The organism is Zooshikella ganghwensis (assembly GCF_018263875.1).
GTDB classification, from domain to species: Bacteria; Pseudomonadota; Gammaproteobacteria; order Pseudomonadales; family Zooshikellaceae; genus Zooshikella; species Zooshikella ganghwensis.
In genome coordinates, this window is record NZ_JAEVHG010000029.1 from 17,689 (window position 1) to 41,461 (window position 23,773).

The following is a 23,773-nucleotide window of genomic DNA, read 5'->3' on the forward strand; positions in this document are numbered from 1 at the left end:
TAGGTTACGGATAAAGTAAAATAAAGTTTTAAAAGTTATGCGTAACCTAAAATATAAATGACTCAAATGCACGGCTGACGGGGCTTTCGTCATGCACTTGCTAGAGCCATTCGAAAATGAGGAGTATCAAAAATGAAGGGTTACGGCCTTACCTCATCCAATCAAGCGCTAAAGATCGCAACGAAAGTATACGAGGTCCTTGGAAAAGGCAGCGGCTACGCTGTTGACTTGCTGCTAGAAACTGCAGCGCAGGAAACCAAACTTGGCAACTACCCGGACAGAACACCTACAGGCGCGGGAGTGGGCTTGTGTCAGATAGATCCGATTTCGTTCAAGGACAACCGTGCGAGATCCGCAGACAGAGACAGGCTCAAAGAGTCGTTTAACGTCGATCTCAGCAAGCTACAGCACAGGGATTTAGCATACTCCCCGCTATTGTCGTTTATCTTTTGTCGCCTGCATTACAAGCTAAGACCGGGTGCAATACCTGAAACGTTAGAGGGTCGGGCCAACTACTGGAAAAAGCACTACAACGCCGTAGCCGGGAAGGGTAGGCCGGAAGAATACGTCAAGAGCGCGGAGTTAGTGCGGGGGTTGGTTAGTTAATTATATTTAATTAATTAGTTCAGTGAATTATATTTTTGATTAATGATAGGGTTTTCTCAAAATCGCTCTCATAAATAACAATGGTTAACTTTTCTAAAGTAACGTTCATTAATAATTAGATCCCAGGAATATGATTAAATTAATTCCAGAAAAAAATCTTTCGACTGCTGACATTAAGGTGCTTCGTGAAATCACCAACGAGTCTTTATCTTCTATAAAAGAAGCTTCAATTAAAGGAAATTCAATTATTGAGTATAAGTTTTTTGAAGGAGACTGGGAAAATGTAAGAGAGACTTTGAAACAACTTTATGTCAGGTGGGAAAATGACCCCCCCCCATTCACCCTAATTGAAACGGATACAGATGAGTTAATCAGTATCGCTGATTTGTATAGCATTTTGAAAAATGCACGGGAATTAGAGATACAGCAACAACGAAATTCAGATTTAGAAATGGGCTATATCAATAACCCTGAAGAATTTGAAAAACATGATGAGGATTGGATCTAATCGGCTAATAGCTAGTATCTACCCACCTTCCTCGATACCATTAGCCATAAGGCCTACAATGAGATTAGGTTTTGCGTCAGAGTGATGTTCATTAATAGTTATGTGCTCGTAATATATAAAGGAAATATCAATTGAAGCTCAGTGTATTATTTTTTTTGTTTCTAATATCTGGGCAGGTACAAGCATCTGGTCTTGATAATGTTATTAATGAGTTATTGAACCCTTCTGGAGGGGAGGTGGACATTTGGTTCTATGGCTGGTTTGTAGTCTGGCTTATGGGTTTACTTGTGTGTTTCCCTTTTTTCGTTAGTGCGTTCAGAAGGTATCGTAAGAAAGAGAGTTGGTTTGTAAAAGCTGTTTTGGGCGTTGTTATTCTGGTTGTTGTGGAGTCTGTGGCTAGTGTGGTTTATTTGGGGCGTTGTTTATATTCGCTCTATTGCATTAGTGTCAGGTTAGAAAAACACATAACAATACGCTCAGGCATATTCCGGGCCGTTGGCCCTCCATGGGACGTCCACTGAGTGGGCCCCCCTTAGCTAAGCGTTATGTGCTTGAACTATGAAATAAAATGAATAGAGAAGAAGCAAAAAATAAATTAGCAGAATTTTTATTTGAAGAATTTCCCCTTAAAAAAAGAAAAGATACCATTGATGGGTGGTTTTTAAGCGGTTATGAAGAAGATGATGAAGATATAAAAGATTTTCCCCCAAATTTAAGAATGATGATTTGTGAGGGAAAGGAGCCAAATAACATCAATGACAGTTTATATGATCCAATAATCTTGCAAAGTATTAAAGGTGATTTGTATGGTGTGCTAAACGAATACATTCAGAATAAACTTGCCGAGTATGGGGTTATATCTGGCACTATCAATGGTGAACCGGAAAACTTATCTGTTTGCCCCTGTTGCCACTACCATGCACTCAGTGAATCGAGTGCTTATGATATTTGTCCTGTTTGCTTTTGGGAGGATGATGGCGCCCGTAACGATAATGATTATAGTGGCCCAAATCATATGACTTTAGGTGAAGGTAAAAGAAACTTTAATGATTTTGGTGCATGTGACAAAAAATCCTTATTGCATATAGATAAGGATGGTCCGTTGAAATATAGAAAATTAAACACATAACGCGACGCTTGTAAGGACCGCCTACGGCAGCCTCACAGCTTAACGTTATATTTTTTTATCAGGTCTAGGCGTACTTACCATGTGGATAAAGGAATTTGATCGTAATGAAGCTCTTGAGTACCCACAGGTAATGGCTGAAACGTTTGGAGGGGAAGCCACAGAGTCATCTTTGGAGTTAGAGCTTGCTCGTGAGCTTCCCGCTTCTCATCCTTTAAGTGGTTGTAGCTTTCAGGTTTTGGCTAAAAATGATAACGATCCAAATGAGTTTATATTCGAAACGTCTCACCCAGAACATCCAGTGGTGCGTGTTCACCTTACTTGGCAAATGGAGTCTGACCCAGTTTTTCCATATTTTGAGGATTTTCTAGGTGGAATATAATCAGGTAAGAGCTGCTATCTACCCACTCTAGTCACAAAGCCTAAAATGGGGTTAGGTTTGAGTCAGAGTGGCGCTCATTAATAGTTACCTGTCTTGAGAAAGTGCATTGAATAAGTTCGAGTTAATCATTTATAAGCTTATTGCTAGAGAGATCGAAATAAATGAATTCGAGCAGTGGGTATACTCAGAGAAAGACCTAGAAAGTTTTCTCAGCTCCGACGAGTATCTAAATTTGATTTCTCTAACCTACAAGCAGCCATCGTTTCTATACGAAGCCGAGAAGATTCTCAAACCACACATCGATATAGGAAAGTATTATGAGTGGTATTTGCGTAGGGTTCTACAAAATGTAATTGAGCATCCGATTGATGCTCATAAATATATTGAGCAATGCTATGACATGTACTGTGATGGTTATGGATTCTTAGACAATCTTGGATTGGGCTATGGTTTGGCTGTCACCGTCCCTCCATCTGAATACAACGCAGATAGCTGGGATAAATTGGAATCTCCAGAACAGAAGCGGCTTATTGAGAGCTTTTATCCAAGTGTTTGTGAAGAAGCTGAAAAGGTTATTGGCTGGCTTGATACTGGAAAAATAGTTCTTACTGGCCACAACGGTGATTTTCAAGGTATTCAGTATACAGATTCAAGAATACCCGAAGAAAAAGAGCCTACGGGTTATAAAGTAGCTACCCTCCAAAAAAAATGGTGGAAATTGTGGTAGCGTCACAGGTAATCGGACAAGAGCCGCCCCTACCCACCTCCCTGGATACCGTTAGCCACAAGGCCTGCAATAAGGTTAGGCTTTACATCATAGTGACGTTCATTAATGGTTAGGCATAGAAAATGATTCCCGCAGGCTACATGTATAAGTCGGTAAAATCTAAACCTGACTGGCTTAAGACCGATCAGGTGGAGGACATATATTCTGTCAGCGGTTGTGTTTCAGAAGACTTTGACGATTGGATCAATTATTGGAAACACAATGGTTATTGGTTCTTCGACTCACCCGAGATCATTAAAAGTTTAGCTAAAGAGCACAAGATTGATTTATCTGAAATGAAGCTCTTCTTTTACAAAGTGTTTGAATACCAGTGGAATGATGAAACGTCTGAGTGGGAGAAATTTGAACCTGAAGGATCATTTGAAACTAATGTTCAGCTTCCAGGTTCGTTGGTACTAGAGGGTTACGATGTAACAACATTCACGGCTCAAACATACGCTGAATGCTCTCCGCTTTCATGCAATCATATGGCAGAGGGTATAAAAGTCACCTCGCATTGCTTATTGAGTTCATTTGAAGAGGCGAAGAGCCTTATTGAGTCTGGAGCTTTCAATAAATGTGAGCCTGGACCATATCGTATATTCGAGGTTTATCGTCTTACAAATGCCTAATCGGGTAAGAGCTGGTATCTCCCCAGCTCGCTGGATACCACTAACCATAGGGCCTACAATGAGGTTGTGTTTTGCGTCAGAGTGACGCTTATTAGTAGTTAAGCATGCAAAGGTAGTAGCATGGGTAGAGAAATTAGAAAAGTTCCTATAGGCTTTAAACACCCAAAGGATGCAGATGGTTATTTTGAACCTGGAGCTCATTTGGAACCACTATGGTATACCTCTGAAGCTGAGAAAACGTGTTTTCAGATTTATGAAAATGTTTCAGAAGGAACTCCAGTTAGTCCAGTATTCGAATCTAAAGATGAAATGGTTAAGTGGCTCGAAGTTCAGGGTAATAGTAATGATGTAATTGAACAATTTTTATCTATGGAGCATTATCCATGCTTGGTAATTATTGATGAGTACAGCTAATTACAATGAAATGCTTAATCAGGCAAGACCTGCTATCACCCCATCAAGATAATGTTTTTATGCCGACCAACATACAATTGACATAGGCCGGGCATCCATATACCTCTCTTCTTTGCTCCTAATAAAGAGCATTCACAAGCTAACAGTATGACTTACCATGACATTTATTGATGTATATATACCATTTTTGTTTTTAACAATGTTCCTTCACTTTATTATCTCACCAATATTAATTTCTTTTTTTCTATTCAAGCTAAAATCTGTGAATAAAGCTGCATGGAAAAAAATGACAATATGGGGTTTAAACCCTTACTTCTCAAGCAGCCAGGAAAAATGTCACTTGCAAGATTATTTCGATAAAAAAGAGTTTTTAACTGAAAATAACGAAAGAATAAAACGCCTTGGTAATATAGCATGCCAGTCTTTTAAAGTGTCTTCTATTCTTTTTTATATAAATACTTCCATCCTTGTAATTCTTATCATATATTCAAAAATAGCCTTGTGAATCGAAGTACTTTGTTTTATTACAAACGGCCAGAACTGCAGGTTGCAGCGAACGTGCCGTAGACCTCGTACGGCCTGAAAACCTTAGACACTTTTCACTAAGGGACGGATGGATCAAAATCCATTATCCTAACGGATAAGTTAAATGAACCGCCTTGTGCGGTCCTGCATGTAGGGTGTGGTGTGGGGGAGAGCTGAAAAAATACCAGCTCTTACCCGGCTATGTGAATGATTTCGCTTAACTTTATTTCCACTTGGTTTTTCTTTGCTTTTTCCAGCTTCGTTGGTAATTTGCATAATGACTATTATATGTTTCATAGCCATGAGGAAAACACCAAGAACAACCTGTGTCTTCACCAATTACAATTCTGGAAACCTTGATCCCAGAAATTTTGTTTGGCATATCTGCCAAACAAACTTCATTTTTTCCAAATGCCTTAATAAGACGACATTCTCTTTTCATTTTACTCTCCTTTAGGTAAATACCTAGAAGAGAGCACCTTTTAAAATTTCAATTAACATTATTGTTCACCTCTTATACGTCAGGCCATACCACTGACGAAAAACCTAACCTCATTGTATACCTTATGTTTAGTGGTATCTAGGGAGTTGGGTCGATACTAGCTCTTACCTGACCATGTTTTAGCGCGGCAATGTATTCAAAGTCTCTATCATAATCTTCGTTTCCAGATAGTTTCAAATAGGATAAAGCCAGCTCGACATGGTCTGAAACCTTTAAATCACCCTCAGCTTCACAAAACCCTATAAAGTCGTAAGGAATCCCCACAGTACCTCTGTGAACTTTATAGCATATTTCTTTGGCTAAACTTTCTGTGATTTCAACTTTTATAGCGCCGTCCACTCTGTATAGCTCTGTGTCCCCTCGGCAAGCGTGCAAGTTAAACAATTTGCTTTCCTGCCCTAGAGAAGAGCAGGAAGATTCAAGCGGTAATGTATTTTTACATCTTGGATTTTAGGTATTCTGCGATTTCGTGGTGGCCATTGTGCTGCGCAAACATAAGAACATCAATACCTTCAGGAGTCTTTTGTTTAATATTAGCTCCATTGGCTACAAGTAACTTAACTACCTCAAGATGTCCACGTAAGGCTGCAAGATGAAGCGCTGTAGTACCATGCATTACTTTGACATTAACAGCTGCACCTTTTTGAATTAAATATTTTACAACACCTGGCTTGCCTAGCGATGCGGCAATAGACAAGGGGGTATGACCGGACGCTATTACTCCATTAATATCGGCCCCTGATTCGACCAGCAATTTAACTAACTCAAGGTGCCCTTGACCAGAAGCAAGAAGAAGAGCTGTGGCTCCATCTACGCCTCTTACATTAACATCAATACCTTTTTCAATAAGCAGTTTTATCAATTCAAGATCAATTTGAGGCTGTATAGCTGCAAAATGAAGTAGTGTTCCCTCTTTATTGGTAGGTATTTCAATATTGTCACCAGCGGCTATAAGTAATTTAGCTATATCAACATGCCCATACTTAATAGCAACATTGAGATTCGTCCAAGGGGCTTCATCTTTCGTATTAATAATGTTAGCTTGAATATTTGCTCCTTGGTCAATTAAATATTTTACAACCTCTAATTTTCCCTTTTGTACTGCAGCACTAAGCGGTGTTAAACCTGCATTACTGGTTGCATTAATATTTGCCCCAGCCATAACAAGTAACTTTATTATCTCTGTGTTTCCGTGTTTTACGGCAGTATGAAGTGGAGTCCAGCCAACCTTATTTGTAGCATTTAAATTTGCATCATTTTCAATAAGCAGTTTTGCGACATCAAAGCTGTTTTCTTGTGCCGTCGTGTGAAGCACAGTAAAGCCTTGAATATTTGTAGCATTAATATTTGCTCCATTTTCAATGAGCAATTTTGCAATATTCAAGCTGTTGTTTCGTGCTGCAAAATGGAGTGCGGTTACATCTTTCTCATTCTTAGCATTGATATTGGCTCCTTTATCAATAAGCAGCTTTGTGAGGTCAAAGCTGTTTTCTTGTACAGCTATACGAAGAGCAGTGACATTGTGCTCTTCTGCTGCATTAATATTAATTCCTTTTTCAATAAGTAGTTTTGCAACATCTAAACTTTTTGTGGCTAACGCTATATGAAGAGCCGTTGCTCCTTGCTTAGTTTTAGCGTTAATATCAGCTCCCGCCTCAAGAAGTAGCTTTGCAATATCTAAACTATTAGTGTTTGCTGCTATGTGAAGTGCAGTCATACCTTGCTCATCTGCGGCATTAACATCGGCGCCATCATTAAGATATATTTTTAATGTTTCTTTATCTGTTGTGAAGGGGACAAACGTATCTTGTTTTTGTGCTACACACCCTATAGATAAAGTACTGATTAAAATGACCAGAGCACCAAGCTTTATTTTTTTTAACATCAATTTTTTCGAAACACTGCTTTTAGGGATTCATTAAAGGCGGCGATTATAGCTACAGTTTAGGCTCAGCGCTATTATGATGGTCATTCAGGGTAGCCAGCCCTGTCTTGTTAACGTTTGCTAGGGCTTTGTGAGGTGTTCAAAAAAACTCCAAAGTCTACAGCTTACTCACTATTGTAGAAGTTTTACGGAGCTGTAACTTATCGTGTCCCCTCTGCAATCGTGTGCTGCAGTAAAAAACGTACACTCTATACCGCTAATGTCTTCTTACTCAGTTCTCTGTCTGTCTAGTACGCTGCATTCATTTCACTAATAGCCGTTTACTGTTGTATGAAGCAACGTGTACTCTCGGTGAAGATGCGTGAAAACAAAAATTTTTTTAATCATCCACACATAGTTGCCGAGAGGATACGCCATATTGAATGTAACCCCAGAAAAAAGTAACGTCATTATTAGCGGAACGCATTGCGGAGAGCCTTTTGTGCAGTAATAACGTGGAGAGTCAGACACAGAAGGCGTGGGATAATGCATTACCGCTGGATAAAATTGTATACGCTCGGCATGGGCATTGGATGCTACGCACCAATGGTTGAGGCGTTAGCCATCAAGAGATTGATATGTGGGAATCACCAAAACAACTTGTAGAGTTAAGAGAGTTTTACGAGGGGATGATTCAGAATCCAAGCTCTTATTCGGATGATGAAGTTGTCTCTAAAATAGAAGAATCATTTTGGGGAACCAACTGCTGGTGTTTTGTGGAGCAGTCTTTGTCAATTATAGCTCCTGCATGCCTCATGAGGCCGCATTTGACGGAAAGGCTCATTAGACATCCCATCGAAGGCATGATCGCTGGTGGTCTTACCGACTTTCAAGATGTTATTCCACAAGGCATAGCACTTGCCAAAAAAGAATATCCTTATGTGGAACCTACTGAAGAAGGAAGGCAGTGGCTACTGCATGATTGGCCTAAATTAACCAATGAAACGAAAAAGGTCTTTGAAGAACTTTGGCAAGAATTGATTGAAGATGAATAAAATAGCTAATCAGCTAAGACCTGCCACCTACCCACCTCCCTGGATACCGCTAACTTTAAGGCCTACAATGAAGTGAGGTTTTACGTCAGGGTGACTTTTATTAGTGGTTAAGCCTCAATCAGGGTCAAACAGAGAAATGAATGAAGTTAGAAAAAAAGGATTGATTTTACTAGTCGTGGGGTTGGCAGTTACAGTTGCTATGATCGTGATTGCAAATTACATGATGGGTGAAGGAAACTGGACATTTATTGGCTATGGGTTTGCTCTACCGGGAGCAATAGCGATGGTTGGTATAATGCAATTGGTTGCAGGTATGCCTTTTGATGAGCTGGCATCAAGATGGAATCTATTAGCAGGGTGGCAAAGAGGTGTGTTGGGTACTTTATTTTTTGCTCTATCTTGCGTAGTGATATTTGGGGTTATTTTTTTATACGTTACTATCGCGTATGGATAGAGCAGACTTAATCAGATAAAACCTACTATCACCCCATCAAGATAATATTTTTATTCTGACTAAAATATAAAAATAAAATGACGCAATATATTCAGCTACTATGACATCCCCGCCTTACTCAAAAAATATCCTTTAAAAGTGGGTGCCAGCTAAAATTAATAAGAGTGTTTTACGGTGACGCTCATTAATAGCTATAACTCATAAGGCCTGACATGAAGCCTATGCTCAATGATCTAATGAAATTAATCAAAGATAAAAGGCCTGATCTTGCTGAAGCATTGTTGCCAGGACTTTCCATTAAAGACTTTGAAGGTTTTAATACTGATATTCCTGCGGATCTGCGAGTATTATGGGCGTGGTGTAATGGGCAAAGTCAAAGCTTCTACGGAAACTTTCACTCAAAAACTAATGAAATGCTAATGCCCCTTGAAGTATCTCTTGAAGTTAGAGAAGAACTCAATGAGTTACAGGAATCCGGCGATATTCCACCAGATAATTGGAATTATGATTGGTTTCCATTTACTGAAAATGGTGGTGGAAACTATATGTGTCTTTCACAGAAAACAAGTGAAATCTTTTACTACGACAAATATGGAGCTTCCACTGGGCAAAAGTTTGGTAGTTTCGACAGTTGGTTAAAGGATCTGTATGATGGATACGAAGCGTTATAATCGGGAAAGACACCTCACTGGATACCCCTAACCATAAGGCCTACAATGAAGTTAGGTTTGCGTAAGTGTGATGTTTATTAGTAGTTATGAGTAGAAGCTATGGAATTTGAGTTCTTTAGATATCCTGAAAAATTTGCTTATAAAGTTACTGAGCCAAAACCTTGCTCTATATGTGGTAGAGAAGAGCTTTGCTTTGATGCAGGAGGCTACTCCGGTATTAACGATATTGACTGCATTTGCACTTCTTGTTTAAAGGCTGGCGCGCTAATCGACTTAGAAATAGAGCCAAATATGAATTTTGACGATGGCTCGGAAGCTGCAGAAACTATAACGTACAAAACACCAGCTTTACCTACCTGGCAAGATATTGGGTGGCCAATGGTTGATGGCCAGTTTCCTGTATTTGAATGTATTGCATCGGCAGAAGATTTTCTCGACAAAAACGACTTTCTTAATTCGTTTCTTGAAGAAGATCAAACGAAGGAAGAAATTGAGTGGTTGTGGGATCGCTTACCTCAGAAGAAGCTGAATCATTACAATGAGGGTGGTGATATTTCCGTATATCTATTCTCCTTAAATGGAAAGAAATATTGGATATGGGATGCAAATTAGACTCATAATCAGCGAAGAACTGGTAATCCAATCCCTTAGAATAATATTTTTATGCCGGCCAGCATCTAAAAAATAAAAATGATTTAAATATTAAGTTACTGAGTTTTACTAATCCGCTTTCGAGCTTCTTCTATAGCCTTTTGCAGCTTTTTCCTTGTCTCGATATTCTGTATTTTTTTGCGTTGGTATTTGGCTGATATATTAACCCACATTTCATCATTGCTAGTATGTTTAATCATTTTGCTACTTCCTTGCGGCATAGAGAAACATTTTACTGACTCTTACGACTTCCTGGCACTGTGCTACGTCAAACATTGCTATGTGGCACTCATTAAAGCCAAGCCCCATGCGCCTTGCAAGCCATAGGTAGGCGAACGAGAGGGGAGTAGGGTTGTTTAAAGCTGTCAATGGTATTACTCTTACCTGTATGAGTAATACTGAAGGCGATTAGTCATGAAAGTCACTACAAAGGGACAGGTCACGATCCCACAAGCTATACGGGACAAGAAGAACATCACAGCAGACACCGAGGTCGAGTTTATCGAAGCTCCAGACGGTCGGATATACATTGAAGTTGTTACACCAACCATCAAGAAGAGCCGCTTCAGAACAGCCCACAAAGTGGCTAGTGTAACCATGACAACAGACGAGATCATGGCCTTAACAAGGGGTGATAATTGATGTCTGTTGCGTTGGTGGATAGCAATATATTACTGGATTTAGCTGACCCAGACTCAAGCTGGTATGAATGGTCCGCAAGAACGCTTGAAAACCTTGATGAACACTATACGTTTGCAATCAATTCGACTATTTATGCTGAGGTTTCTATAGGATTTGAAAAGATAGAAGATTATGAAGAGTTTATAGGACATTGCCAGTTTGAATTGCTTGATACTCCTCGCGAAGCCTTATTTTTAGCGGGAAAAGCATTTTTGCAGTATCGTAGAAGAAGAGGCAACAAGAGCAATGTATTACCTGATTTCTTCATTGGCGCTCATGCTGCTGTAAAGGGTTATACTTTGATTTCAAGAGATAAAGGCCGTTTTTCGACGTATTTTCCGTCTGTTAGCCTGGTTACACCATAGTAATCAATTCCAAATTTGAGATTATTCCTGCGTAGGCTAGTAGTAGTTGTAGCTAATGAGAGTTCAAGGAAATGGATGAGTCGTTTTTGAAAAGGTTAGATATTTCCTCACTCAAAAACATAAAGAAAGATGAAATTGAGTTAGAGGTGAAAAATAATGAGTATGGTGTGGCTGGACGTATAATACAAAATGGGTATGTAAAAGTCACTCACAAGCCAACTAGCTTAACTATAAAGAATAATCAATACCGCTCACAACTTGTTTGTAGGAATGCGGTGCTAGTAGAGCTTGATAAGCTCTTAGAGGAAAGAAATAAGGCATAGAATGATGCTAAGTGCTGCATCAGCATAGTGCGTTCAAATTATGAATAAATACAAGCAATCGTTTCTAGTTACATGTGTCATCGTATCAATACCAATAATCATTTTCATATCAGCAGGTATATATAAGTCTGACTTTTATCAAATAGCTTTTTGGGCTGTGCCATTAATGGTATGGTGGGGCAGCTATTTAACCCTTAAAATTGGCTTAAAGTTTTCGTATATTGTTTCAATGATCCCTGTTTTGGTTTGTTGGTTGCCTTTATCTTGGCAAACTATTCGTCGAGTGAGCTTTATCATTGAGAATGAAGGTATGGAAAGATTGGATGGTTATGGATCACCAATGGCTTTTTTTATAGGTATTCTTATTGAGCAGTTTTTTTATGTACCAATCACCATTACTTTAGTATTTGGTTTACTGGCTTTAAAACGCATTAATCAGCTAAAGGCTGTTACTTAGCTAGTTAAACGAATACTATGAGTGAGATTGTATATATTAAGTCAGAGTTACGTTCATTAATAGTTATGTCCTCGAAAAATTATCGGAAAAAGTAGTATGAGTGAACTGTCATATGGTGTGATCGCGCTTTGTGCGATGTTGTTTCTCACTCTGGGAGTCAAGCTGGCTGAGGTTATTCCTTTCAGGCTAAAAAAAAGTTGGAATGAAAATGTAGAAGTTTATGATTATAGTGATTTGAACCCAGTAGAATTTCAGCTTAATTGGGGGCAGCGAGCATTGCTAACATTAGTTTTCGGTGCCATAGTCGGGGCTTTAGTTTTTCTAAATGGTATCAGTCATGTCGTGATTGCAAAGATTATATTTTTTGCTTTTGTCTGTGTGTTGACAGCCATTAATTATAAACATCAACTTTATCCTGATTCTCTAGTGTTTCCTTGCTTATGGCTTGGTCTCTTGTCGAATGCTTATCTTAACGGAAATTCCAACGACTTTGTATATGGTGCCGTAACGGGGTATCTGTTAATTTATTTTATCTATATTGCATTTAAAGCCGATACTGGAAAAGAGGTCATCGGTTTTGGTGATATGAAATACTTTGCTATGGTTGGTGCCTGGTATGGGGTATCTGGTTTGATTAATTATTTTATCGTTGTTGTGATCTTGACTTTCTGTAGCCTCTTCATTGCGCTGTTCCTTCGTTCTCATGGCAAGCCCTTGGGGACCGGTTTAAGCTATTTAATTGGGTGTCTATATGTGGAATTTTTCAGTCATTCATTTGATATATTAAATTGACATAACCGGCTAATAGCCACTCACTAGATACCACTAGCCATAAGGCCTACAATGAGATTAGGTTTTGCGTTAGAGTGACGTTTATTAATAGTTATGTGTAAAATGTAGAACATGATAAATCTACAAAACTTATTGGCAATCGTCCTCTTGGTGATTTTATCCAACACTGTTCATGCTTCGAAAGTATATATAGAGGGTAAAATTTTCTTTGGCCCAGAAGCAATGTATTTTATTGAATGTAATTCAGAGGAGAGATGGTGGCTTAGTTCACCAACATTTAACGCCCAAGGCTGGAAAAATGCCAAAAAACTTCTTGATGCCCAGCCCCGTTGCGATCTTGATGCCATGCCATGTAAACATCAAGAGGTGGTGGTATCTGGAGCGGCAGTGATTACGGATGAAGGGAGTTTTGGTCATTTAGGAAAATATCCACGCCAAATTTATTTCACTAGCATTCAAGCTAAAGAAAATGAAAGTATCTGTAAATAGGTTAATTGCGCATAACAACGCGCCCCAGCCGACGCAAAAAGCGCATGGCAGAACTTACCGTTATAAGCGATAGCAATGGATACAGGGTCAAAAATCGAGTTTCTCAAAGCTTGTGAGACAGGCAATCTTAAAAAAGCTAAGAAGTATTTAGGTAACGGACTTATTCCAGATACATCTGATATCGATGCTGGTTGGACGCCACTTATGAGAGCATCGGGTTGGGGAAATAGTCTCGAGCTTGTGTCATATCTGATAGAAAATGGAGCAAACCTTGAGGAGGAAGAGCCCGAATTTGGTTATACGGCTTTAACTTGCGCTGCAGATGAAGGAAACGTTGGCGTAATAGATTTATTGATCTCCTACGGCAGTGATATTGACCATCAAGACTTTGAGGGGCAGACGGCATTGATGAGTGCCATTGTGTTTAATCAAATTGAATCGGTAAAAAGGTTAGTTCAGCTCGGAGCTAATTTAGCACTGAGAGATCACCAACAACGAACGGCTAAGGAAATAGCTGAAGGTATGGAGTATGATGCTATATGCGAATTCTTTAAGACGGTTCGCTTATAACAATCCCGGGCAGCAACGCCAACAAGTTGGCTGGAGAGATAGTTCGAACATGGTAGATGGATTCGATAATCACGAAGATATGATCAACTCAGTATGCGATGGCTTCATCAATTGGGTTAACGATGTCTTACCTGGTAATCTTGAGCTTCTTTGCAACCAAGATGGTTATGAGATTCTTACCAGTGCTTTTGGCAGGGAGTTTCGAAAGCACAACTTAGAAAATGCGAGTATCGATCAAATCTACTCGATAGCAAGTGAACTCGTTGACTCTAAAGTAAAACAGGTTAACTTTGAGGCAAAATTAACCTGTTTAAAGTATGGCTCTGTGTGTCAGAGTTAGGTTGGTGGGATCTGACTTATGCTCTACTGTACACAATCCAGAATCACAGCCAACAGTGTAATCACTCTTTACAAGATGGGTACATCCAATCGCACCCACTACCGCTAGTATTGCTTGAATCAATTATAGGGTCAGCAGATTCATCACTATAACCCACTGCAGAGCCATTGGTATAATTGGCTAGGTAAGTAAAAAATAATACCTCGTTTTGAACATCACCGTTTAATTGGGTTGACCAGGTAAACTCTCTTGCAGCTTCTATTATGCTGGCATCATTATTATTGGTTGTATGGCGCCGTGATAGCATACCGTTAAGTTCCCTAAGGGAATAATTTGGAGTTGTTAGGTTATCTTTAGTAGTAAACATGGTTACATTCATGATGGGGTGTGGAAACCCACTGAAGAATTTTTGAATTACTTTAGACTGCCAATCACTGCCTGAACAAGAGCCTTTGCTTTGATTTTCATTAAGATCTGTATAGAAATAGATGTAGCGACTATATTTACCACTAGGAACAGATTCTTGATATAGTTCATCAGCAGCTGAACATAAGGCATCAGCTAAGGGAGTACTTGCGCGGGGACTTTCGAGAGCAATTTGCTGTAATGTATCAAGTGCTTGCTCTGGTGTTACGAAGTCTACTCGCTGCTTAAACCCCTGGCTAGAATCAAACGTAGATACACCAACTAATAACGTTGTATTTTTAACCTTTGCTCTGTCATTGACAAGCTGCAGGTTTTTGACTGCAGAACTAATTGCATCAGCGAATCGAGAGTTACCTGTGCTGCTCCGCGTGGCTGACATTGAGCTCGTTTGATCAATAACAATTTCTATAAAGTTTGTTGAATTTTCTGCAAAGGCCGCAGAAGCATAAGCAGTGCCTAATGATAGAAATGTGAGGGCTAACTTTTTATAAGTATTCATCTTAATAGTCCTTTTAATGAGCGGCAAACAGTTACCGACTAATATTTCCTTTTTTAATACAGGCAATTTATTGATTTCTGAAGCATCATTTATCAGTAGAAAGCCTAACAAAAACGAGAATCATTATCGCATAACATATATAAAAATACATGTAGTGTCGTGTATTTAAATTAATTATTTTGTATTTAATTGTATTAATGGTTTGACTGGATTCTGGAAATTTTCGCCAAAAAAAGCTTTAACCTACTGACTTTAAATAGGGTTAAAGTGCAAATTTAACACCTATTTACCTATTCATTGGTGTCCCCTCGGCTAGAGATGTACAACATCTAGTTCATTTAGGTTATAACTATAAGGCCCTATCCATAGGGTAAAGCAATAAGTACCAGTTGCCTATGTATAATGCATTTAGGTGTTTATCAAAAAGTATACATTTTGAGAGGGGCAGGTGAGGACTATCAAAAGTGCTCTCATAAGTCATGTATCAAATTGTCTACAGACTTATGACAGGTTGCACGGCTGCCGAGGAAACACTCTACTTCTGTCAATGGTCTTCGTTTTTCTTATCATACTATCTTGCCTTTTGTCATGAATGCATACTACAAATTAAGTATAGTGCTGAGATCATGTTACCGGAAATGGTTATGTTTGAGGGTATATGCTAATGGCATCATCTAGTAAGAAAACCGCTGTACAGGAACCTTTCACCAAAAGTCGGCTAGTCAGCGAAATTGCTGAAAGTACGGAGCTCTCCAAAAAGGATGTGAATGCAGTAATGGAGTCTCTCGCTGATATCATGGGGCGACATATCAGTAAGCGCGGCTGTGGTGAATTTGTATTCCCTAGCCTATTCAAGATTAAAACCAAGAAAAAACCTGCTGTTAGAGCCAGAAAAGGCGTGAATCCATTTACGGGTGAAGAGATGATGTTTAAGGCTAAACCCGCTTCTATGCAAGTGAGAATTCAACCCCTGAAAAAGCTCAAAGACTTTACTGTCTCATAAGAAGATACGGAGAATAGCGAAGAAGCTAAGCCCTTTTAAACGTGTCCCCTCGGTGTAAGTATGCAGAGCCATGAAATAAACTATGCACGGCTGCTGAGAGGATGTGCTGTTTAGTGCATTTGCTTCAGGCATGCTCACCAAGAGGACACAATTATAAACTTGATTAATGATAGGCTTTTCTCAAAATCACTCTCATAAATAGCGACGGTTAAGTACCCTAAAGTGACGTAATATATTGCGTCACTCTGACGTATAACACCCCTTCAAAAAAACAAAATACCCTTTATTATCAATTAGATAAGTTAAAATTCATAATATGAATCTGGCTCAAATAGTGAGAGCCAGTTAAAATTAATCAGAGTGTTATACGTCAATGCGACGTAATGTATTGCGTCAGAGTGACGTTCATTAAGTTCTGTGTAGTAGGAAATGAGCATGGATGAAATTATCGAAAGTTTTAAAAGGGAAATAATTCGTAAAGCAATCGTAATGGATATTGGTGGATTCAGACCACCAGAGGATCCTTTCTGTTCCTGGTTTGGAAAAGTATCATTTTGTCTCCCTGGCGAAGAGTGGCCTGAACAGAGTGGAGAGCCAATGCATGCGCTAGCACAAGTAAACCTCACAGAATTCCCTTTTAAGCCAAAGGGCTTGGAAGATATCGAGTTTATTACTATTTTTATTGGCCCAAAAGAGCTTCCAATTGATGTGCCAAATGGTAACAATTGGGAATTGCGAACTTATAAAAGCATTAAAGATCTTGTTCCGTTGAAGCAATCAGATAGCGGTAGTTGGTTAAAGCCATTTCCCATGAAGCCGAGGGTTGTTGATGAGGATTTCCCATGTTGGGAAGATGTACCAGTTGAATGCCCGGAAGAAATCGAAGATATGTATTATGATCTTTTTGAGAATGTAGGTGGGTTCAAATTTGGGGGCTGGCCTACTTTAATTCAAGCGGAAATATTCTGGGCTCCTTGGAATAAGCATGAAGCTAATCCTGAGTATGTTTTTCAAGTCGATACAACAGAAAAGGGGAACTGGATGTGGGGAGATAATGGTGTTGGCTATTTCGGGCGCGGCACATCCAAGGGTAAAAAGAACGATTGGGCACTCACCTGGCAATGCTATTAGTGCCGCAAAACACAGAATCGGGTAAGAGCTGGTATCTACCCAGCTCTCCCCACACCACCCTGTGTACTGATAGTGCTGTATAATTATTGATCATGAAAACGCCGTGGACGTTAAGCATCGGTCATGATTGAGCAACGAATTTCAATAATTATTGGTTTATGAGCAGAAGGTTACTTCACTGAAAGAGAAGTTAAAGCCTGGGCAGACAAGCAAATTATCGAATTAGATGATGATATCTATGATCCATTGATTGAATTATCGCTCAAGGGTCCTTCAGTATGTGTTAAAAAGCCTAGCTATGAATTTCCATCTGCAATTGAATTCTCATTTAAGGAGCGCTTTTGTATTCGCTTAACAAAATTAGACCAAACGAATTATGAAGCAGTTAGGAAATTTGTTCATTGGGTGGCTCGAAACGCCATAGGCGAGGATTATGAAATCCCAGAAGTGCAATTTGGCTACCAGCTAGATCATTATTTCGATTACGACGAAGTTGATCCAATTATATATTTTGAGCGAAATGTATATCAGTATATGGAGTCCAGCCAAGAACTGGTAAACTCGTTACTAACTCGGGCAAATGCTTAACAAGCCATGCATGTGGAGCTAGCTACGCTCAACAGTTTTTATGATATCGCTGCGCTCTTTTACAAAAAAACTGTTCCACTACGCTGGCCCGATGATCGGAGCGTTAGGCAAGGAAGGTTTTGATGCATGGATAAAGAATTAGCTGAGTATATAAGTCAGAAATACATCCCTACCAAGCGATGTGAAGCTGACGCTGCTGTGATCGATAAATACCGCAATGTCCTCCCATCAAACCTAATTGGAGCTTGGGAAATAGTAGGCTTCTCAGGTTTTGATAATGGATTATTTTGGCTAGTCAATCCTGAAGTGTATGAGGGTGTTATTGCTGACTGGTTAGATGGTACTGGTCTGCCAGAAGACGGAAGTTACTTTTGTATCGCCAGAGGAGCTTTTGGGGATCTCCAGATATTAGAAGCTAAATCTGGCGCCATTATCAATATTAGCCCGGCTCTAGGTTTTATAAGTTTAGATCTTAGTGAGATTAGTAAAGAATCTGACCTCGAAGATAAAGAAGAAATAATATTATCTTGGTTCGTAATGCAAAGGAAAGGCGCGTACGATATTTCTTTAGGTGGTAAAGGCATTTTTAATGATGCCTTCAATCGACTTGGCCACCTTGAGCATGATGAGCTTTATGGTTTTGAGCCTGCACTTACTTTGGATGGGAATATCAAGATAGAGAGGCTGAGTAGGGTTAAGGGCATAGCACACTTATCTTTGCTGCGAGAGTTTTCGAATCCTGTGGTAAAAAACATAAATATATAGGTAGGTATGCCTAATCGGGTAAGAGCTGGTATCTACCCGCTGTATACCACTAACCATAGTGCCTACAATGGGGTTAGGTTTTGCGTCAGGGTGGCGTTTATTAATAGTTAGCATTACTAAAGAAATGAGTATTTGATCCAGTATGAATGTAAATGAATGGGCAGATAAGCTGGCAATTGAAGTTCCAAATGATTCCTGGGTCGTTGGTTTTCGTATTAGTACGGTGCCGATAGAAAACTGGTTTTATAAACGAAACAGACTTGTAGGTGATTCCATCAAATTGGATCTAAATATTCCAGCGGAGGGGTGTTGGGTGGCTACTCTCGAACGGCATGACAAACTATTTCAAGTTCAGTGGCGTCCCAGTAATGATGTAAGAGTAGAATCACAACAGATTAAATATAAGAAAATAATTAAATGGCCAACGCTTGGAGATATATATGAATTTCCAGCTTTAGTTAAACAGTTAGAGAGCATACTAAATATTGAATTTAAACCTCATATAGATATGTCTTCGAGGTTGGTTAGTGTAGATGAACTTGTAGAAAACCAACAAATAAAGAACTGGTTGTCGAAATGGTCGAACTCCATTGGCCATTCCGGCAAATGAATATGCTAATTGGGCAAAAACTACTCCCTACCCACCCCACTGGATACCACTAACCATAAGGCCTACAATGGGGTTAGGTTTTACGTCAGAGTGACGTTCATTAATAGTTATGCGAAATAGGCTTGGTACATGCCGGGATATTATAAGAAAGGTAATCGTTACATTGTTACGATGATAACTGGGCCAGCTCATGTTTATCTTGGGCTTAAGTTTGGTTCTGAAGAACCCAATTCTATTAAAGTAATAAAAACGGGATCTACCGATGTGCGTCTTAATGGTAGTCTCGATGAAGAAGAGATAATCAAGCACTCCTTAGAAGGTGTAGCCACGGCCAATGGTAAACTAAACGGGGAATTGGAAATTGTCGAGCTTGAGTATGTCGCTAACGACAGCCCAAGGTATGATATTTACCGTCGTTGTGCTTTCTTAATTGCCGAAGCAGTATTGAGTGGTGCAAGTTTTGACGAAATCGCATAATCGGGCAAGAGCCACCCCTACCCACCTCACTGGATACCAGTAACTACAAGGCCTAGAATGTGTTCAGGTTTGCGTTAGGTGTGACGTTCATTAATGGTTACATGCCTTAGGAGACATTGTGCCTAATCAGAATGAAATATGTAAAAAGTTCGATGCGGCCCCACTTCTCTGCAAAGCGGAAGAGAAGATAGGAATTGCTATAGAAACTATTGGCAAGCTGCCTGTGAACGGGTTACGGCACGACCCTGAAAATGGAGCATGTGGCTGGTATATTTGGTGCGGTGAAGAAATGTCTGAAGACCCGGATTTTTTTAAAGCACTACACGTAAGCCATATTAGAGAATACCTGCCAGGAATAGAGCAATATTTATCCTTGCCTCCGGGTTATAGATTTTTAATTGCTGGAGAGTATGAGGATGTATGGCATGATCCAGAACTTATCAGCATCTAACAAGTAAAGGCAAGGTGACACCAAAAGGCGGCGTGCTTGCTTTGGATGTTAGCATTTATACTGTAATACGAGCTCATTATGGCTAATCCAAAATTTATATTCGATGTTGAAGGGCATGAGGTTCTGCTTGAACTTAGATATTTGGGTAAAGAAGATTTTTATATCAATGAAGAGCTTATTAAAACGAATAAATCCTTTAGAGTGTCTGGAAAATATAAATTTTTGGTGAACGAAAATTATTACTTTATAAAATTTAAAGTCAAAAATGTATTTACGGGGAGGATTGAATGTGATCTATATAAAGGTAATGAGCTAATTATATCAAAACATACATTGGCTAAGCTTGGAGAAAAAAATAAGATCATAAGTATCATATTGTTATTGGGTCTTTGTGGCATGCTAGGCTATGTTACACCAAAAATGGGTAATTGGATGTGGTTTTCACCAATTCTTTTCATAGCTGCTGTGGTAGCCTCAATGTCCTGTCGAGAGCGAATTTATGATATCGAGACCAAAAACTAATTGGGTAAGAGCTGGTATCTACCTAGCTCGCTGGATACCACTACATAGGCTCTACAGTGAGGCTAGAGTTGAGATGGTCTTCGTTAATAGTTAATACCAACTAAATAAAATGGAACGAATTGTAGTTTTAGGAAATGGTGGCTCTGGTAAGTCCTTCTTATCAGAAGAAATTGTCAAAGCAAATGGGAATAAACTAATTTCCCTAGATGATTTATTCTGGGAGCCAGATGGATTCAATACCAAAAGGCCAAAAGAAATAGTTAAAAGTGATATTGAGCTCCTTAAAGTAAAGAGTAATTGGGTTGTTGAAGGTGTCTTTGGTGCATTGGCAGAAGCATTTATGCCCTATTCAGACTTTGTAATTTTTTTAGATATTCCATGGGAGGTTTGTAAAGCAAGCATGCTATCTAGAGCTAGGCAAGGCCAAACTGATGAATCATTAAATAGCTTGATAGACTGGTGTGCTGAGTACTACACACGAGACAGCAAGAACTCTCACTCATTCCACTATGCGCTTTATGAACGCTTTAACGGAGATAAATTGAGACTTAAAAGTCGTACTCAAGTGAATGAATGGCTAGAAAGCCTTAATCAGGCAAGAAGCCACCCCACTGGATGCCAGTAACCATAGAGCCTACAATGGGGGTAGGTTTTCCGTCAGAGTGATGTTCATTAATAGTTAGCTCTAAAGGATGAATATGAGTAAGGTATCTTTAGCACTACTATTTATATTGTTTAGTCAGCATCTTATAGCCGGGCAAATTCACGTTGAGGTGAATGACGGTAACTATGAAAAAGTACATGAACTACTGAATAAAGATAAAGATCTTGTTAATACCACAACTGAAGAAGAACGGTTAAAACCAATCCACTTAGCAGCACAAAACTGCGATATAAAAATACTCAAACTACTGATATCAAGCGGTTCCCCCATAGATCCACTGGATAAAAATAAGGCTAGCCCCCTGCTACGTGCAAGCCAGAGAGGACAAGTAGAATGCGTTAAAATATTGATTACCGCTGGTGCCAATGTAAATTTAATAGCCGATGAAAATATTCGCCCTCTACATTTGGCAGCAATGAATGGACATAGCGAAGTTGTTAAGTTACTTATTCAAAACGGGGCAGACGTTAACGTAAAAGATATTACAGGAGCTACACCATTGAACATGGCATTAAACAATGAAGTAAAGTCTATTCTAAGAAAAAATGGTGCTAAATAGAGCTAACAAGCTAATGCACGCGGAGCCAGCTACGTTGATTGGGGCGTTATGTTCTCTATGGAGTGAAGTTAAGTGGTAAGTAATATAACTCTTCATGCATTGTTTAATATTGAGAAAAAGTATTCTCATGTAGAGACAGCAAGAATTATTGGAAATGCACTTAACTTAGTTTTCGAAGAAGATGAAAGTGGCAGATGGGAAGAATTTCCTGCCTACATATCAGTAATAATAGGAATTGAGTTGGCACTCCTAGCACTACCAGAACCGGAATTTGATTTAAGGGAGGAGCCAGAAGATATTTATCAATTAACAAGCAGAAGTCATGCTTCATATTTAGAAAATGCAGAGACAGTTGATCTTTCAGCATACTTGGCAGCAATCATTCAATCGAAAACAGATTTAAAATGTGTGCAAATTGTCTGAACATAATCGGGTAAGAGCTGGTATCTACCCACCTCCCGGGATACCACTAGCCATAAGGCCTACAATGAGGTTAGGCTTCTGTCCGAGTGACGTTCATTAATAGTTAGGCTCCATATGAGTGAATATCGTTACACAAAAGAAGATCGAAAGAATCAGCTGTGTAAGTTAATTCCAGCGCTAGAAGCTCTCATTTCTCATTTGAACAATGTGTGCTTATTCGCTGAGAAAATTCCAGTCTATGAGCAAGCACTAGCGGAGGCAAACCGTTTACTAAATGAAGGCTTCACGCAAGAAGAATTAAACATGTTAAACCGAGGTATTCCTGATTTATTCAATCGTCACAAAGAGTGGTACCCCCCACTAGAAGACGAGAGCAACGAACTTTCCAAACCTGCAAAATGGTTTGAAGATCTCGAACAATATTTACAACCAGTGAGAGAGGCAGCGGGTGTTCTTAGTATCATTGGCTACTACTAAGCCTAATCGGGTAAGAGCTGGTATTTCCCCTGCTCTCCCCACACCACCCTGCATGCGGGGCCGCACAGGGCAGCTCATTTAACTTATCCGTTAGGATAATGAGTTTTGATCCATCCGTCCTTGAGCGATAATTACCTGTAAAGAAAACGGTGGTTTTATTTGCAGTCGCCTCTATTGATTTTAACCTTGTGGCTAATGCGGCCTTCATAGCCAACAGTGTGCACGAGGAGAAATGAAAAAGGGCCGCTTTTTTAATCTGGCTCAAATAGTGAGGGCTGGTTAAAATTAATCAGAGTGTTTTACGTCAATGCGACGTAATATATTGCGTCAGAGTGACGTTCATTAATAGTTAGAAGCCTATGGAAATTTTGAGCGTTAACGAAGTTATCGAAAATCTTGATGAGTATGCAGGGAAGAATGTATATCTTCATGGCGTGCTCATTTGGGAGTTTGAGAATGTTTCAATTTGCCATCTCCCCAGGTCAGAGAGAAAGGAAGGTTTCTCCGACAGTAGTATTTGGCTTAGCTGTAGCCCTGTTCTCAAGTTCGAGGACAGAGCCATGCAGAAACTCGCTCACAAACCCGTCCTTGTTGAGGGTAAAGTTCTGGCACCGGATCCAAATTTTGGTGGCTGTGGTCATCTTTCGGGTTGGCCAGCTGAAATTGTGGCAACAGATATTGAAAAGTATAAAGGGTAATAGCGTGGTAGCTTCTAATCGGGTAAGAGCTGGTATCTACCCAGCTCTCCCCACATCACCCTGCATGCGGGACCGCACAGGGCAGTTCATTTAATTTATCTGTTAGGATAATGAATTTTGATCCATCCGCCCCTGAGTGAAAATAGCCGATACGCAGGGTTATCGGCTATTTTTTCAACTGCCAGCCCTGCCACTCGTCCGATTACGTATTACTCGCAGCCTTTAATGTTAGCAACTACTTACCTTTAAATAAGCTGTATTTATTAACCTTTTTTTGTTATCGCAGTTAGTTATAAGGCTTAGCCTC

General features: G+C 39.5%; 39 protein-coding genes. 33 read left to right on the forward strand and 6 right to left on the reverse strand.

Annotation, left to right across the window (positions count from 1 at the left end; genetic code table 11):
* Positions 1-132: 132 nt before the first annotated feature.
* From KHS79_RS24205 to KHS79_RS24240, 8 genes are all read left to right on the forward strand, one after another.
* Positions 133-606 (forward strand): hypothetical protein, encoded by a 474-nt coding sequence (locus KHS79_RS24205; RefSeq protein ID WP_212722753.1) that lies wholly within the window; start codon positions 133-135, stop codon positions 604-606.
* Between the two features lie 130 nt (positions 607-736).
* Positions 737-1,114 (forward strand): hypothetical protein, encoded by a 378-nt coding sequence (locus tag KHS79_RS24210; RefSeq protein ID WP_212722754.1) that lies wholly within the window; start codon positions 737-739, stop codon positions 1,112-1,114.
* Between the two features lie 568 nt (positions 1,115-1,682).
* Positions 1,683-2,243 (forward strand): CPCC family cysteine-rich protein, encoded by a 561-nt coding sequence (locus tag KHS79_RS24215; protein WP_212722755.1) that lies wholly within the window; start codon positions 1,683-1,685, stop codon positions 2,241-2,243.
* Positions 2,244-2,322: 79 nt separating this feature from the next.
* Entirely contained in the window at positions 2,323-2,622 is a 300-nt protein-coding gene (locus KHS79_RS24220) for a hypothetical protein (protein WP_212722756.1), read from the forward strand.
* Between the two features lie 106 nt (positions 2,623-2,728).
* On the forward strand, positions 2,729-3,349 hold the full coding sequence (locus KHS79_RS24225) for a hypothetical protein (RefSeq protein ID WP_212722757.1): 621 nt from the start codon (positions 2,729-2,731) through the stop codon (positions 3,347-3,349).
* Positions 3,350-3,471: 122 nt separating this feature from the next.
* Positions 3,472-4,020 carry a hypothetical protein gene (locus KHS79_RS24230; RefSeq protein ID WP_212722758.1) on the forward strand — a complete coding sequence of 183 codons (549 nt, stop codon included), beginning with the start codon at positions 3,472-3,474 and terminating at the stop codon, positions 4,018-4,020.
* Positions 4,021-4,140: 120 nt separating this feature from the next.
* Complete coding sequence (locus KHS79_RS24235) at positions 4,141-4,434, forward strand: hypothetical protein (protein ID WP_094789868.1); 294 nt, start codon at positions 4,141-4,143, stop codon at positions 4,432-4,434.
* A 262-nt stretch (positions 4,435-4,696) separates the two neighbouring features.
* The gene (locus tag KHS79_RS24240) at positions 4,697-4,939 is read left to right on the forward strand and encodes a hypothetical protein (RefSeq protein WP_212722759.1); all 243 of its coding nucleotides are present in this window, start codon (positions 4,697-4,699) and stop codon (positions 4,937-4,939) included.
* Positions 4,940-5,182: 243 nt separating this feature from the next.
* On the opposite strand, the gene KHS79_RS24245 is transcribed toward KHS79_RS24240, so the two are convergent.
* The 3 genes from KHS79_RS24245 to KHS79_RS24255 all read right to left on the reverse strand — a co-directional run bounded on the left by KHS79_RS24245 (position 5,183) and on the right by KHS79_RS24255 (position 7,346).
* Positions 5,183-5,401 carry a hypothetical protein gene (locus tag KHS79_RS24245; protein ID WP_212722760.1) on the reverse strand — a complete coding sequence of 73 codons (219 nt, stop codon included), beginning with the start codon at positions 5,399-5,401 and terminating at the stop codon, positions 5,183-5,185.
* A 138-nt stretch (positions 5,402-5,539) separates the two neighbouring features.
* Positions 5,540-5,845 (reverse strand): hypothetical protein, encoded by a 306-nt coding sequence (locus KHS79_RS24250; RefSeq protein ID WP_212722761.1) that lies wholly within the window; start codon positions 5,843-5,845, stop codon positions 5,540-5,542.
* 52 nt (positions 5,846-5,897) lie between these two features.
* On the reverse strand, positions 5,898-7,346 hold the full coding sequence (locus tag KHS79_RS24255; RefSeq protein ID WP_212722762.1) for an ankyrin repeat domain-containing protein: 1,449 nt from the start codon (positions 7,344-7,346) through the stop codon (positions 5,898-5,900).
* Between the two features lie 617 nt (positions 7,347-7,963).
* Between KHS79_RS24255 and KHS79_RS24260 the strand changes: the two genes are divergently transcribed.
* The 4 genes from KHS79_RS24260 (at position 7,964) to KHS79_RS24275 (ending at position 10,117) form a co-directional block, all read left to right on the forward strand.
* Complete coding sequence (locus KHS79_RS24260) at positions 7,964-8,380, forward strand: hypothetical protein (protein WP_212722763.1); 417 nt, start codon at positions 7,964-7,966, stop codon at positions 8,378-8,380.
* Between the two features lie 136 nt (positions 8,381-8,516).
* Complete coding sequence (locus tag KHS79_RS24265; RefSeq protein ID WP_212722764.1) at positions 8,517-8,834, forward strand: hypothetical protein; 318 nt, start codon at positions 8,517-8,519, stop codon at positions 8,832-8,834.
* Positions 8,835-9,046: 212 nt separating this feature from the next.
* On the forward strand, positions 9,047-9,505 hold the full coding sequence (locus tag KHS79_RS24270) for an SMI1/KNR4 family protein (protein WP_212722765.1): 459 nt from the start codon (positions 9,047-9,049) through the stop codon (positions 9,503-9,505).
* A gap of 99 nt (positions 9,506-9,604) precedes the next feature.
* Positions 9,605-10,117, forward strand: a complete 513-nt coding sequence (locus tag KHS79_RS24275; protein ID WP_212722766.1) for a CbrC family protein — start codon at positions 9,605-9,607, stop codon at positions 10,115-10,117.
* Between the two features lie 95 nt (positions 10,118-10,212).
* On the opposite strand, the gene KHS79_RS24280 is transcribed toward KHS79_RS24275, so the two are convergent.
* A complete protein-coding gene (locus KHS79_RS24280) occupies positions 10,213-10,356 on the reverse strand; it encodes a hypothetical protein (protein ID WP_165773596.1) in 144 nt (47 codons plus the stop codon).
* A 4-nt stretch (positions 10,357-10,360) separates the two neighbouring features.
* Positions 10,361-10,525, reverse strand: coding sequence for a zinc-finger-containing protein (locus tag KHS79_RS26410; protein ID WP_206196890.1), 165 nt, complete (start codon positions 10,523-10,525; stop codon positions 10,361-10,363).
* A 45-nt stretch (positions 10,526-10,570) separates the two neighbouring features.
* Between KHS79_RS26410 and KHS79_RS24290 the strand changes: the two genes are divergently transcribed.
* The 8 genes from KHS79_RS24290 (at position 10,571) to KHS79_RS24325 (ending at position 14,173) form a co-directional block, all read left to right on the forward strand.
* On the forward strand, positions 10,571-10,798 hold the full coding sequence (locus KHS79_RS24290; RefSeq protein WP_094789620.1) for an AbrB/MazE/SpoVT family DNA-binding domain-containing protein: 228 nt from the start codon (positions 10,571-10,573) through the stop codon (positions 10,796-10,798).
* Complete coding sequence (locus tag KHS79_RS24295; protein WP_212722767.1) at positions 10,798-11,202, forward strand: type II toxin-antitoxin system VapC family toxin; 405 nt, start codon at positions 10,798-10,800, stop codon at positions 11,200-11,202. Before KHS79_RS24290 ends, KHS79_RS24295 begins: the two co-directional genes overlap by 1 nt.
* A 71-nt stretch (positions 11,203-11,273) precedes the next feature.
* On the forward strand, positions 11,274-11,525 hold the full coding sequence (locus KHS79_RS24300; protein ID WP_212722768.1) for a hypothetical protein: 252 nt from the start codon (positions 11,274-11,276) through the stop codon (positions 11,523-11,525).
* A 157-nt stretch (positions 11,526-11,682) separates the two neighbouring features.
* The gene (locus KHS79_RS24305) at positions 11,683-11,982 is read left to right on the forward strand and encodes a hypothetical protein (RefSeq protein WP_212722769.1); all 300 of its coding nucleotides are present in this window, start codon (positions 11,683-11,685) and stop codon (positions 11,980-11,982) included.
* 96 nt (positions 11,983-12,078) lie between these two features.
* A complete protein-coding gene (locus KHS79_RS24310; RefSeq protein ID WP_212722770.1) occupies positions 12,079-12,774 on the forward strand; it encodes a prepilin peptidase in 696 nt (231 codons plus the stop codon).
* A 111-nt stretch (positions 12,775-12,885) separates the two neighbouring features.
* Complete coding sequence (locus tag KHS79_RS24315) at positions 12,886-13,263, forward strand: hypothetical protein (protein WP_212722771.1); 378 nt, start codon at positions 12,886-12,888, stop codon at positions 13,261-13,263.
* A 75-nt stretch (positions 13,264-13,338) separates the two neighbouring features.
* Positions 13,339-13,833: an ankyrin repeat domain-containing protein gene (locus tag KHS79_RS24320; protein ID WP_212722772.1), complete on the forward strand. Its 495-nt coding sequence runs from the start codon at positions 13,339-13,341 to the stop codon at positions 13,831-13,833.
* Positions 13,834-13,882: 49 nt separating this feature from the next.
* Positions 13,883-14,173: a hypothetical protein gene (locus tag KHS79_RS24325; protein WP_212722773.1), complete on the forward strand. Its 291-nt coding sequence runs from the start codon at positions 13,883-13,885 to the stop codon at positions 14,171-14,173.
* Positions 14,174-14,234: 61 nt separating this feature from the next.
* Here KHS79_RS24325 and KHS79_RS24330 read toward each other — a convergent pair whose 3' ends face one another.
* Complete coding sequence (locus KHS79_RS24330) at positions 14,235-15,098, reverse strand: vWA domain-containing protein (RefSeq protein WP_212722774.1); 864 nt, start codon at positions 15,096-15,098, stop codon at positions 14,235-14,237.
* 664 nt (positions 15,099-15,762) lie between these two features.
* Here KHS79_RS24330 and KHS79_RS24335 point away from each other — a divergent pair.
* The 13 genes from KHS79_RS24335 to KHS79_RS24395 all read left to right on the forward strand — a co-directional run bounded on the left by KHS79_RS24335 (position 15,763) and on the right by KHS79_RS24395 (position 23,466).
* The gene (locus KHS79_RS24335; protein ID WP_212722775.1) at positions 15,763-16,101 is read left to right on the forward strand and encodes an HU family DNA-binding protein; all 339 of its coding nucleotides are present in this window, start codon (positions 15,763-15,765) and stop codon (positions 16,099-16,101) included.
* 435 nt (positions 16,102-16,536) lie between these two features.
* The gene (locus tag KHS79_RS24340) at positions 16,537-17,232 is read left to right on the forward strand and encodes a DUF1963 domain-containing protein (RefSeq protein WP_212722776.1); all 696 of its coding nucleotides are present in this window, start codon (positions 16,537-16,539) and stop codon (positions 17,230-17,232) included.
* 405 nt (positions 17,233-17,637) lie between these two features.
* Entirely contained in the window at positions 17,638-17,820 is a 183-nt protein-coding gene (locus tag KHS79_RS24345; RefSeq protein ID WP_212722777.1) for a hypothetical protein, read from the forward strand.
* A gap of 126 nt (positions 17,821-17,946) precedes the next feature.
* Positions 17,947-18,585: a GAD-like domain-containing protein gene (locus KHS79_RS24350; RefSeq protein ID WP_212722778.1), complete on the forward strand. Its 639-nt coding sequence runs from the start codon at positions 17,947-17,949 to the stop codon at positions 18,583-18,585.
* 142 nt (positions 18,586-18,727) lie between these two features.
* Positions 18,728-19,195 carry a hypothetical protein gene (locus KHS79_RS24355; protein WP_212722779.1) on the forward strand — a complete coding sequence of 156 codons (468 nt, stop codon included), beginning with the start codon at positions 18,728-18,730 and terminating at the stop codon, positions 19,193-19,195.
* A 129-nt stretch (positions 19,196-19,324) separates the two neighbouring features.
* Complete coding sequence (locus tag KHS79_RS24360) at positions 19,325-19,672, forward strand: hypothetical protein (protein ID WP_212722780.1); 348 nt, start codon at positions 19,325-19,327, stop codon at positions 19,670-19,672.
* A 118-nt stretch (positions 19,673-19,790) separates the two neighbouring features.
* Positions 19,791-20,123, forward strand: coding sequence for an immunity protein Imm33 domain-containing protein (locus KHS79_RS24365; protein ID WP_212722781.1), 333 nt, complete (start codon positions 19,791-19,793; stop codon positions 20,121-20,123).
* A gap of 78 nt (positions 20,124-20,201) precedes the next feature.
* Positions 20,202-20,645 carry a hypothetical protein gene (locus KHS79_RS24370; RefSeq protein WP_212722782.1) on the forward strand — a complete coding sequence of 148 codons (444 nt, stop codon included), beginning with the start codon at positions 20,202-20,204 and terminating at the stop codon, positions 20,643-20,645.
* 109 nt (positions 20,646-20,754) lie between these two features.
* Positions 20,755-21,270 carry a P-loop NTPase family protein gene (locus tag KHS79_RS24375; protein ID WP_212722783.1) on the forward strand — a complete coding sequence of 172 codons (516 nt, stop codon included), beginning with the start codon at positions 20,755-20,757 and terminating at the stop codon, positions 21,268-21,270.
* Between the two features lie 73 nt (positions 21,271-21,343).
* Positions 21,344-21,868: an ankyrin repeat domain-containing protein gene (locus KHS79_RS24380; RefSeq protein WP_212722784.1), complete on the forward strand. Its 525-nt coding sequence runs from the start codon at positions 21,344-21,346 to the stop codon at positions 21,866-21,868.
* 72 nt (positions 21,869-21,940) lie between these two features.
* Positions 21,941-22,291 (forward strand): hypothetical protein, encoded by a 351-nt coding sequence (locus KHS79_RS24385; protein WP_212722785.1) that lies wholly within the window; start codon positions 21,941-21,943, stop codon positions 22,289-22,291.
* Positions 22,292-22,405: 114 nt separating this feature from the next.
* Positions 22,406-22,768 carry a hypothetical protein gene (locus KHS79_RS24390; protein ID WP_212722786.1) on the forward strand — a complete coding sequence of 121 codons (363 nt, stop codon included), beginning with the start codon at positions 22,406-22,408 and terminating at the stop codon, positions 22,766-22,768.
* A 359-nt stretch (positions 22,769-23,127) separates the two neighbouring features.
* Positions 23,128-23,466 (forward strand): hypothetical protein, encoded by a 339-nt coding sequence (locus KHS79_RS24395; protein ID WP_212722787.1) that lies wholly within the window; start codon positions 23,128-23,130, stop codon positions 23,464-23,466.
* Positions 23,467-23,773 lie beyond the last annotated feature (307 nt).

What these genes read in the sequence shown, in the direction of transcription:
- KHS79_RS24205 (WP_212722753.1), top strand. Translation starts at nt 133, where the DNA reads ATGAAGGGTTACGGCCTTACCTCATCCAATCAAGCGCTAAAGATCGCA.
- KHS79_RS24210 (WP_212722754.1), top strand. Translation starts at nt 737, where the DNA reads ATGATTAAATTAATTCCAGAAAAAAATCTTTCGACTGCTGACATTAAG.
- KHS79_RS24215 (WP_212722755.1), top strand. Translation starts at nt 1,683, where the DNA reads ATGAATAGAGAAGAAGCAAAAAATAAATTAGCAGAATTTTTATTTGAA.
- KHS79_RS24220 (WP_212722756.1), top strand. Translation starts at nt 2,323, where the DNA reads ATGTGGATAAAGGAATTTGATCGTAATGAAGCTCTTGAGTACCCACAG.
- KHS79_RS24230 (WP_212722758.1), top strand. Translation starts at nt 3,472, where the DNA reads ATGATTCCCGCAGGCTACATGTATAAGTCGGTAAAATCTAAACCTGAC.
- KHS79_RS24235 (WP_094789868.1), top strand. Translation starts at nt 4,141, where the DNA reads ATGGGTAGAGAAATTAGAAAAGTTCCTATAGGCTTTAAACACCCAAAG.
- KHS79_RS24245 (WP_212722760.1), bottom strand. Translation starts at nt 5,401, where the DNA reads ATGAAAAGAGAATGTCGTCTTATTAAGGCATTTGGAAAAAATGAAGTT.
- KHS79_RS24255 (WP_212722762.1), bottom strand. Translation starts at nt 7,346, where the DNA reads ATGTTAAAAAAAATAAAGCTTGGTGCTCTGGTCATTTTAATCAGTACT.
- KHS79_RS24260 (WP_212722763.1), top strand. Translation starts at nt 7,964, where the DNA reads ATGTGGGAATCACCAAAACAACTTGTAGAGTTAAGAGAGTTTTACGAG.
- KHS79_RS24265 (WP_212722764.1), top strand. Translation starts at nt 8,517, where the DNA reads ATGAATGAAGTTAGAAAAAAAGGATTGATTTTACTAGTCGTGGGGTTG.
- KHS79_RS24270 (WP_212722765.1), top strand. Translation starts at nt 9,047, where the DNA reads ATGAAGCCTATGCTCAATGATCTAATGAAATTAATCAAAGATAAAAGG.
- KHS79_RS24275 (WP_212722766.1), top strand. Translation starts at nt 9,605, where the DNA reads ATGGAATTTGAGTTCTTTAGATATCCTGAAAAATTTGCTTATAAAGTT.
- KHS79_RS24280 (WP_165773596.1), bottom strand. Translation starts at nt 10,356, where the DNA reads ATGATTAAACATACTAGCAATGATGAAATGTGGGTTAATATATCAGCC.
- KHS79_RS24290 (WP_094789620.1), top strand. Translation starts at nt 10,571, where the DNA reads ATGAAAGTCACTACAAAGGGACAGGTCACGATCCCACAAGCTATACGG.
- KHS79_RS24295 (WP_212722767.1), top strand. Translation starts at nt 10,798, where the DNA reads ATGTCTGTTGCGTTGGTGGATAGCAATATATTACTGGATTTAGCTGAC.
- KHS79_RS24300 (WP_212722768.1), top strand. Translation starts at nt 11,274, where the DNA reads ATGGATGAGTCGTTTTTGAAAAGGTTAGATATTTCCTCACTCAAAAAC.
- KHS79_RS24310 (WP_212722770.1), top strand. Translation starts at nt 12,079, where the DNA reads ATGAGTGAACTGTCATATGGTGTGATCGCGCTTTGTGCGATGTTGTTT.
- KHS79_RS24315 (WP_212722771.1), top strand. Translation starts at nt 12,886, where the DNA reads ATGATAAATCTACAAAACTTATTGGCAATCGTCCTCTTGGTGATTTTA.
- KHS79_RS24320 (WP_212722772.1), top strand. Translation starts at nt 13,339, where the DNA reads ATGGATACAGGGTCAAAAATCGAGTTTCTCAAAGCTTGTGAGACAGGC.
- KHS79_RS24325 (WP_212722773.1), top strand. Translation starts at nt 13,883, where the DNA reads ATGGTAGATGGATTCGATAATCACGAAGATATGATCAACTCAGTATGC.
- KHS79_RS24330 (WP_212722774.1), bottom strand. Translation starts at nt 15,098, where the DNA reads ATGAATACTTATAAAAAGTTAGCCCTCACATTTCTATCATTAGGCACT.
- KHS79_RS24335 (WP_212722775.1), top strand. Translation starts at nt 15,763, where the DNA reads ATGGCATCATCTAGTAAGAAAACCGCTGTACAGGAACCTTTCACCAAA.
- KHS79_RS24340 (WP_212722776.1), top strand. Translation starts at nt 16,537, where the DNA reads ATGGATGAAATTATCGAAAGTTTTAAAAGGGAAATAATTCGTAAAGCA.
- KHS79_RS24350 (WP_212722778.1), top strand. Translation starts at nt 17,947, where the DNA reads ATGGATAAAGAATTAGCTGAGTATATAAGTCAGAAATACATCCCTACC.
- KHS79_RS24355 (WP_212722779.1), top strand. Translation starts at nt 18,728, where the DNA reads ATGAATGTAAATGAATGGGCAGATAAGCTGGCAATTGAAGTTCCAAAT.
- KHS79_RS24360 (WP_212722780.1), top strand. Translation starts at nt 19,325, where the DNA reads ATGCCGGGATATTATAAGAAAGGTAATCGTTACATTGTTACGATGATA.
- KHS79_RS24370 (WP_212722782.1), top strand. Translation starts at nt 20,202, where the DNA reads ATGGCTAATCCAAAATTTATATTCGATGTTGAAGGGCATGAGGTTCTG.
- KHS79_RS24375 (WP_212722783.1), top strand. Translation starts at nt 20,755, where the DNA reads ATGGAACGAATTGTAGTTTTAGGAAATGGTGGCTCTGGTAAGTCCTTC.
- KHS79_RS24380 (WP_212722784.1), top strand. Translation starts at nt 21,344, where the DNA reads ATGAGTAAGGTATCTTTAGCACTACTATTTATATTGTTTAGTCAGCAT.
- KHS79_RS24390 (WP_212722786.1), top strand. Translation starts at nt 22,406, where the DNA reads ATGAGTGAATATCGTTACACAAAAGAAGATCGAAAGAATCAGCTGTGT.
- KHS79_RS24395 (WP_212722787.1), top strand. Translation starts at nt 23,128, where the DNA reads ATGGAAATTTTGAGCGTTAACGAAGTTATCGAAAATCTTGATGAGTAT.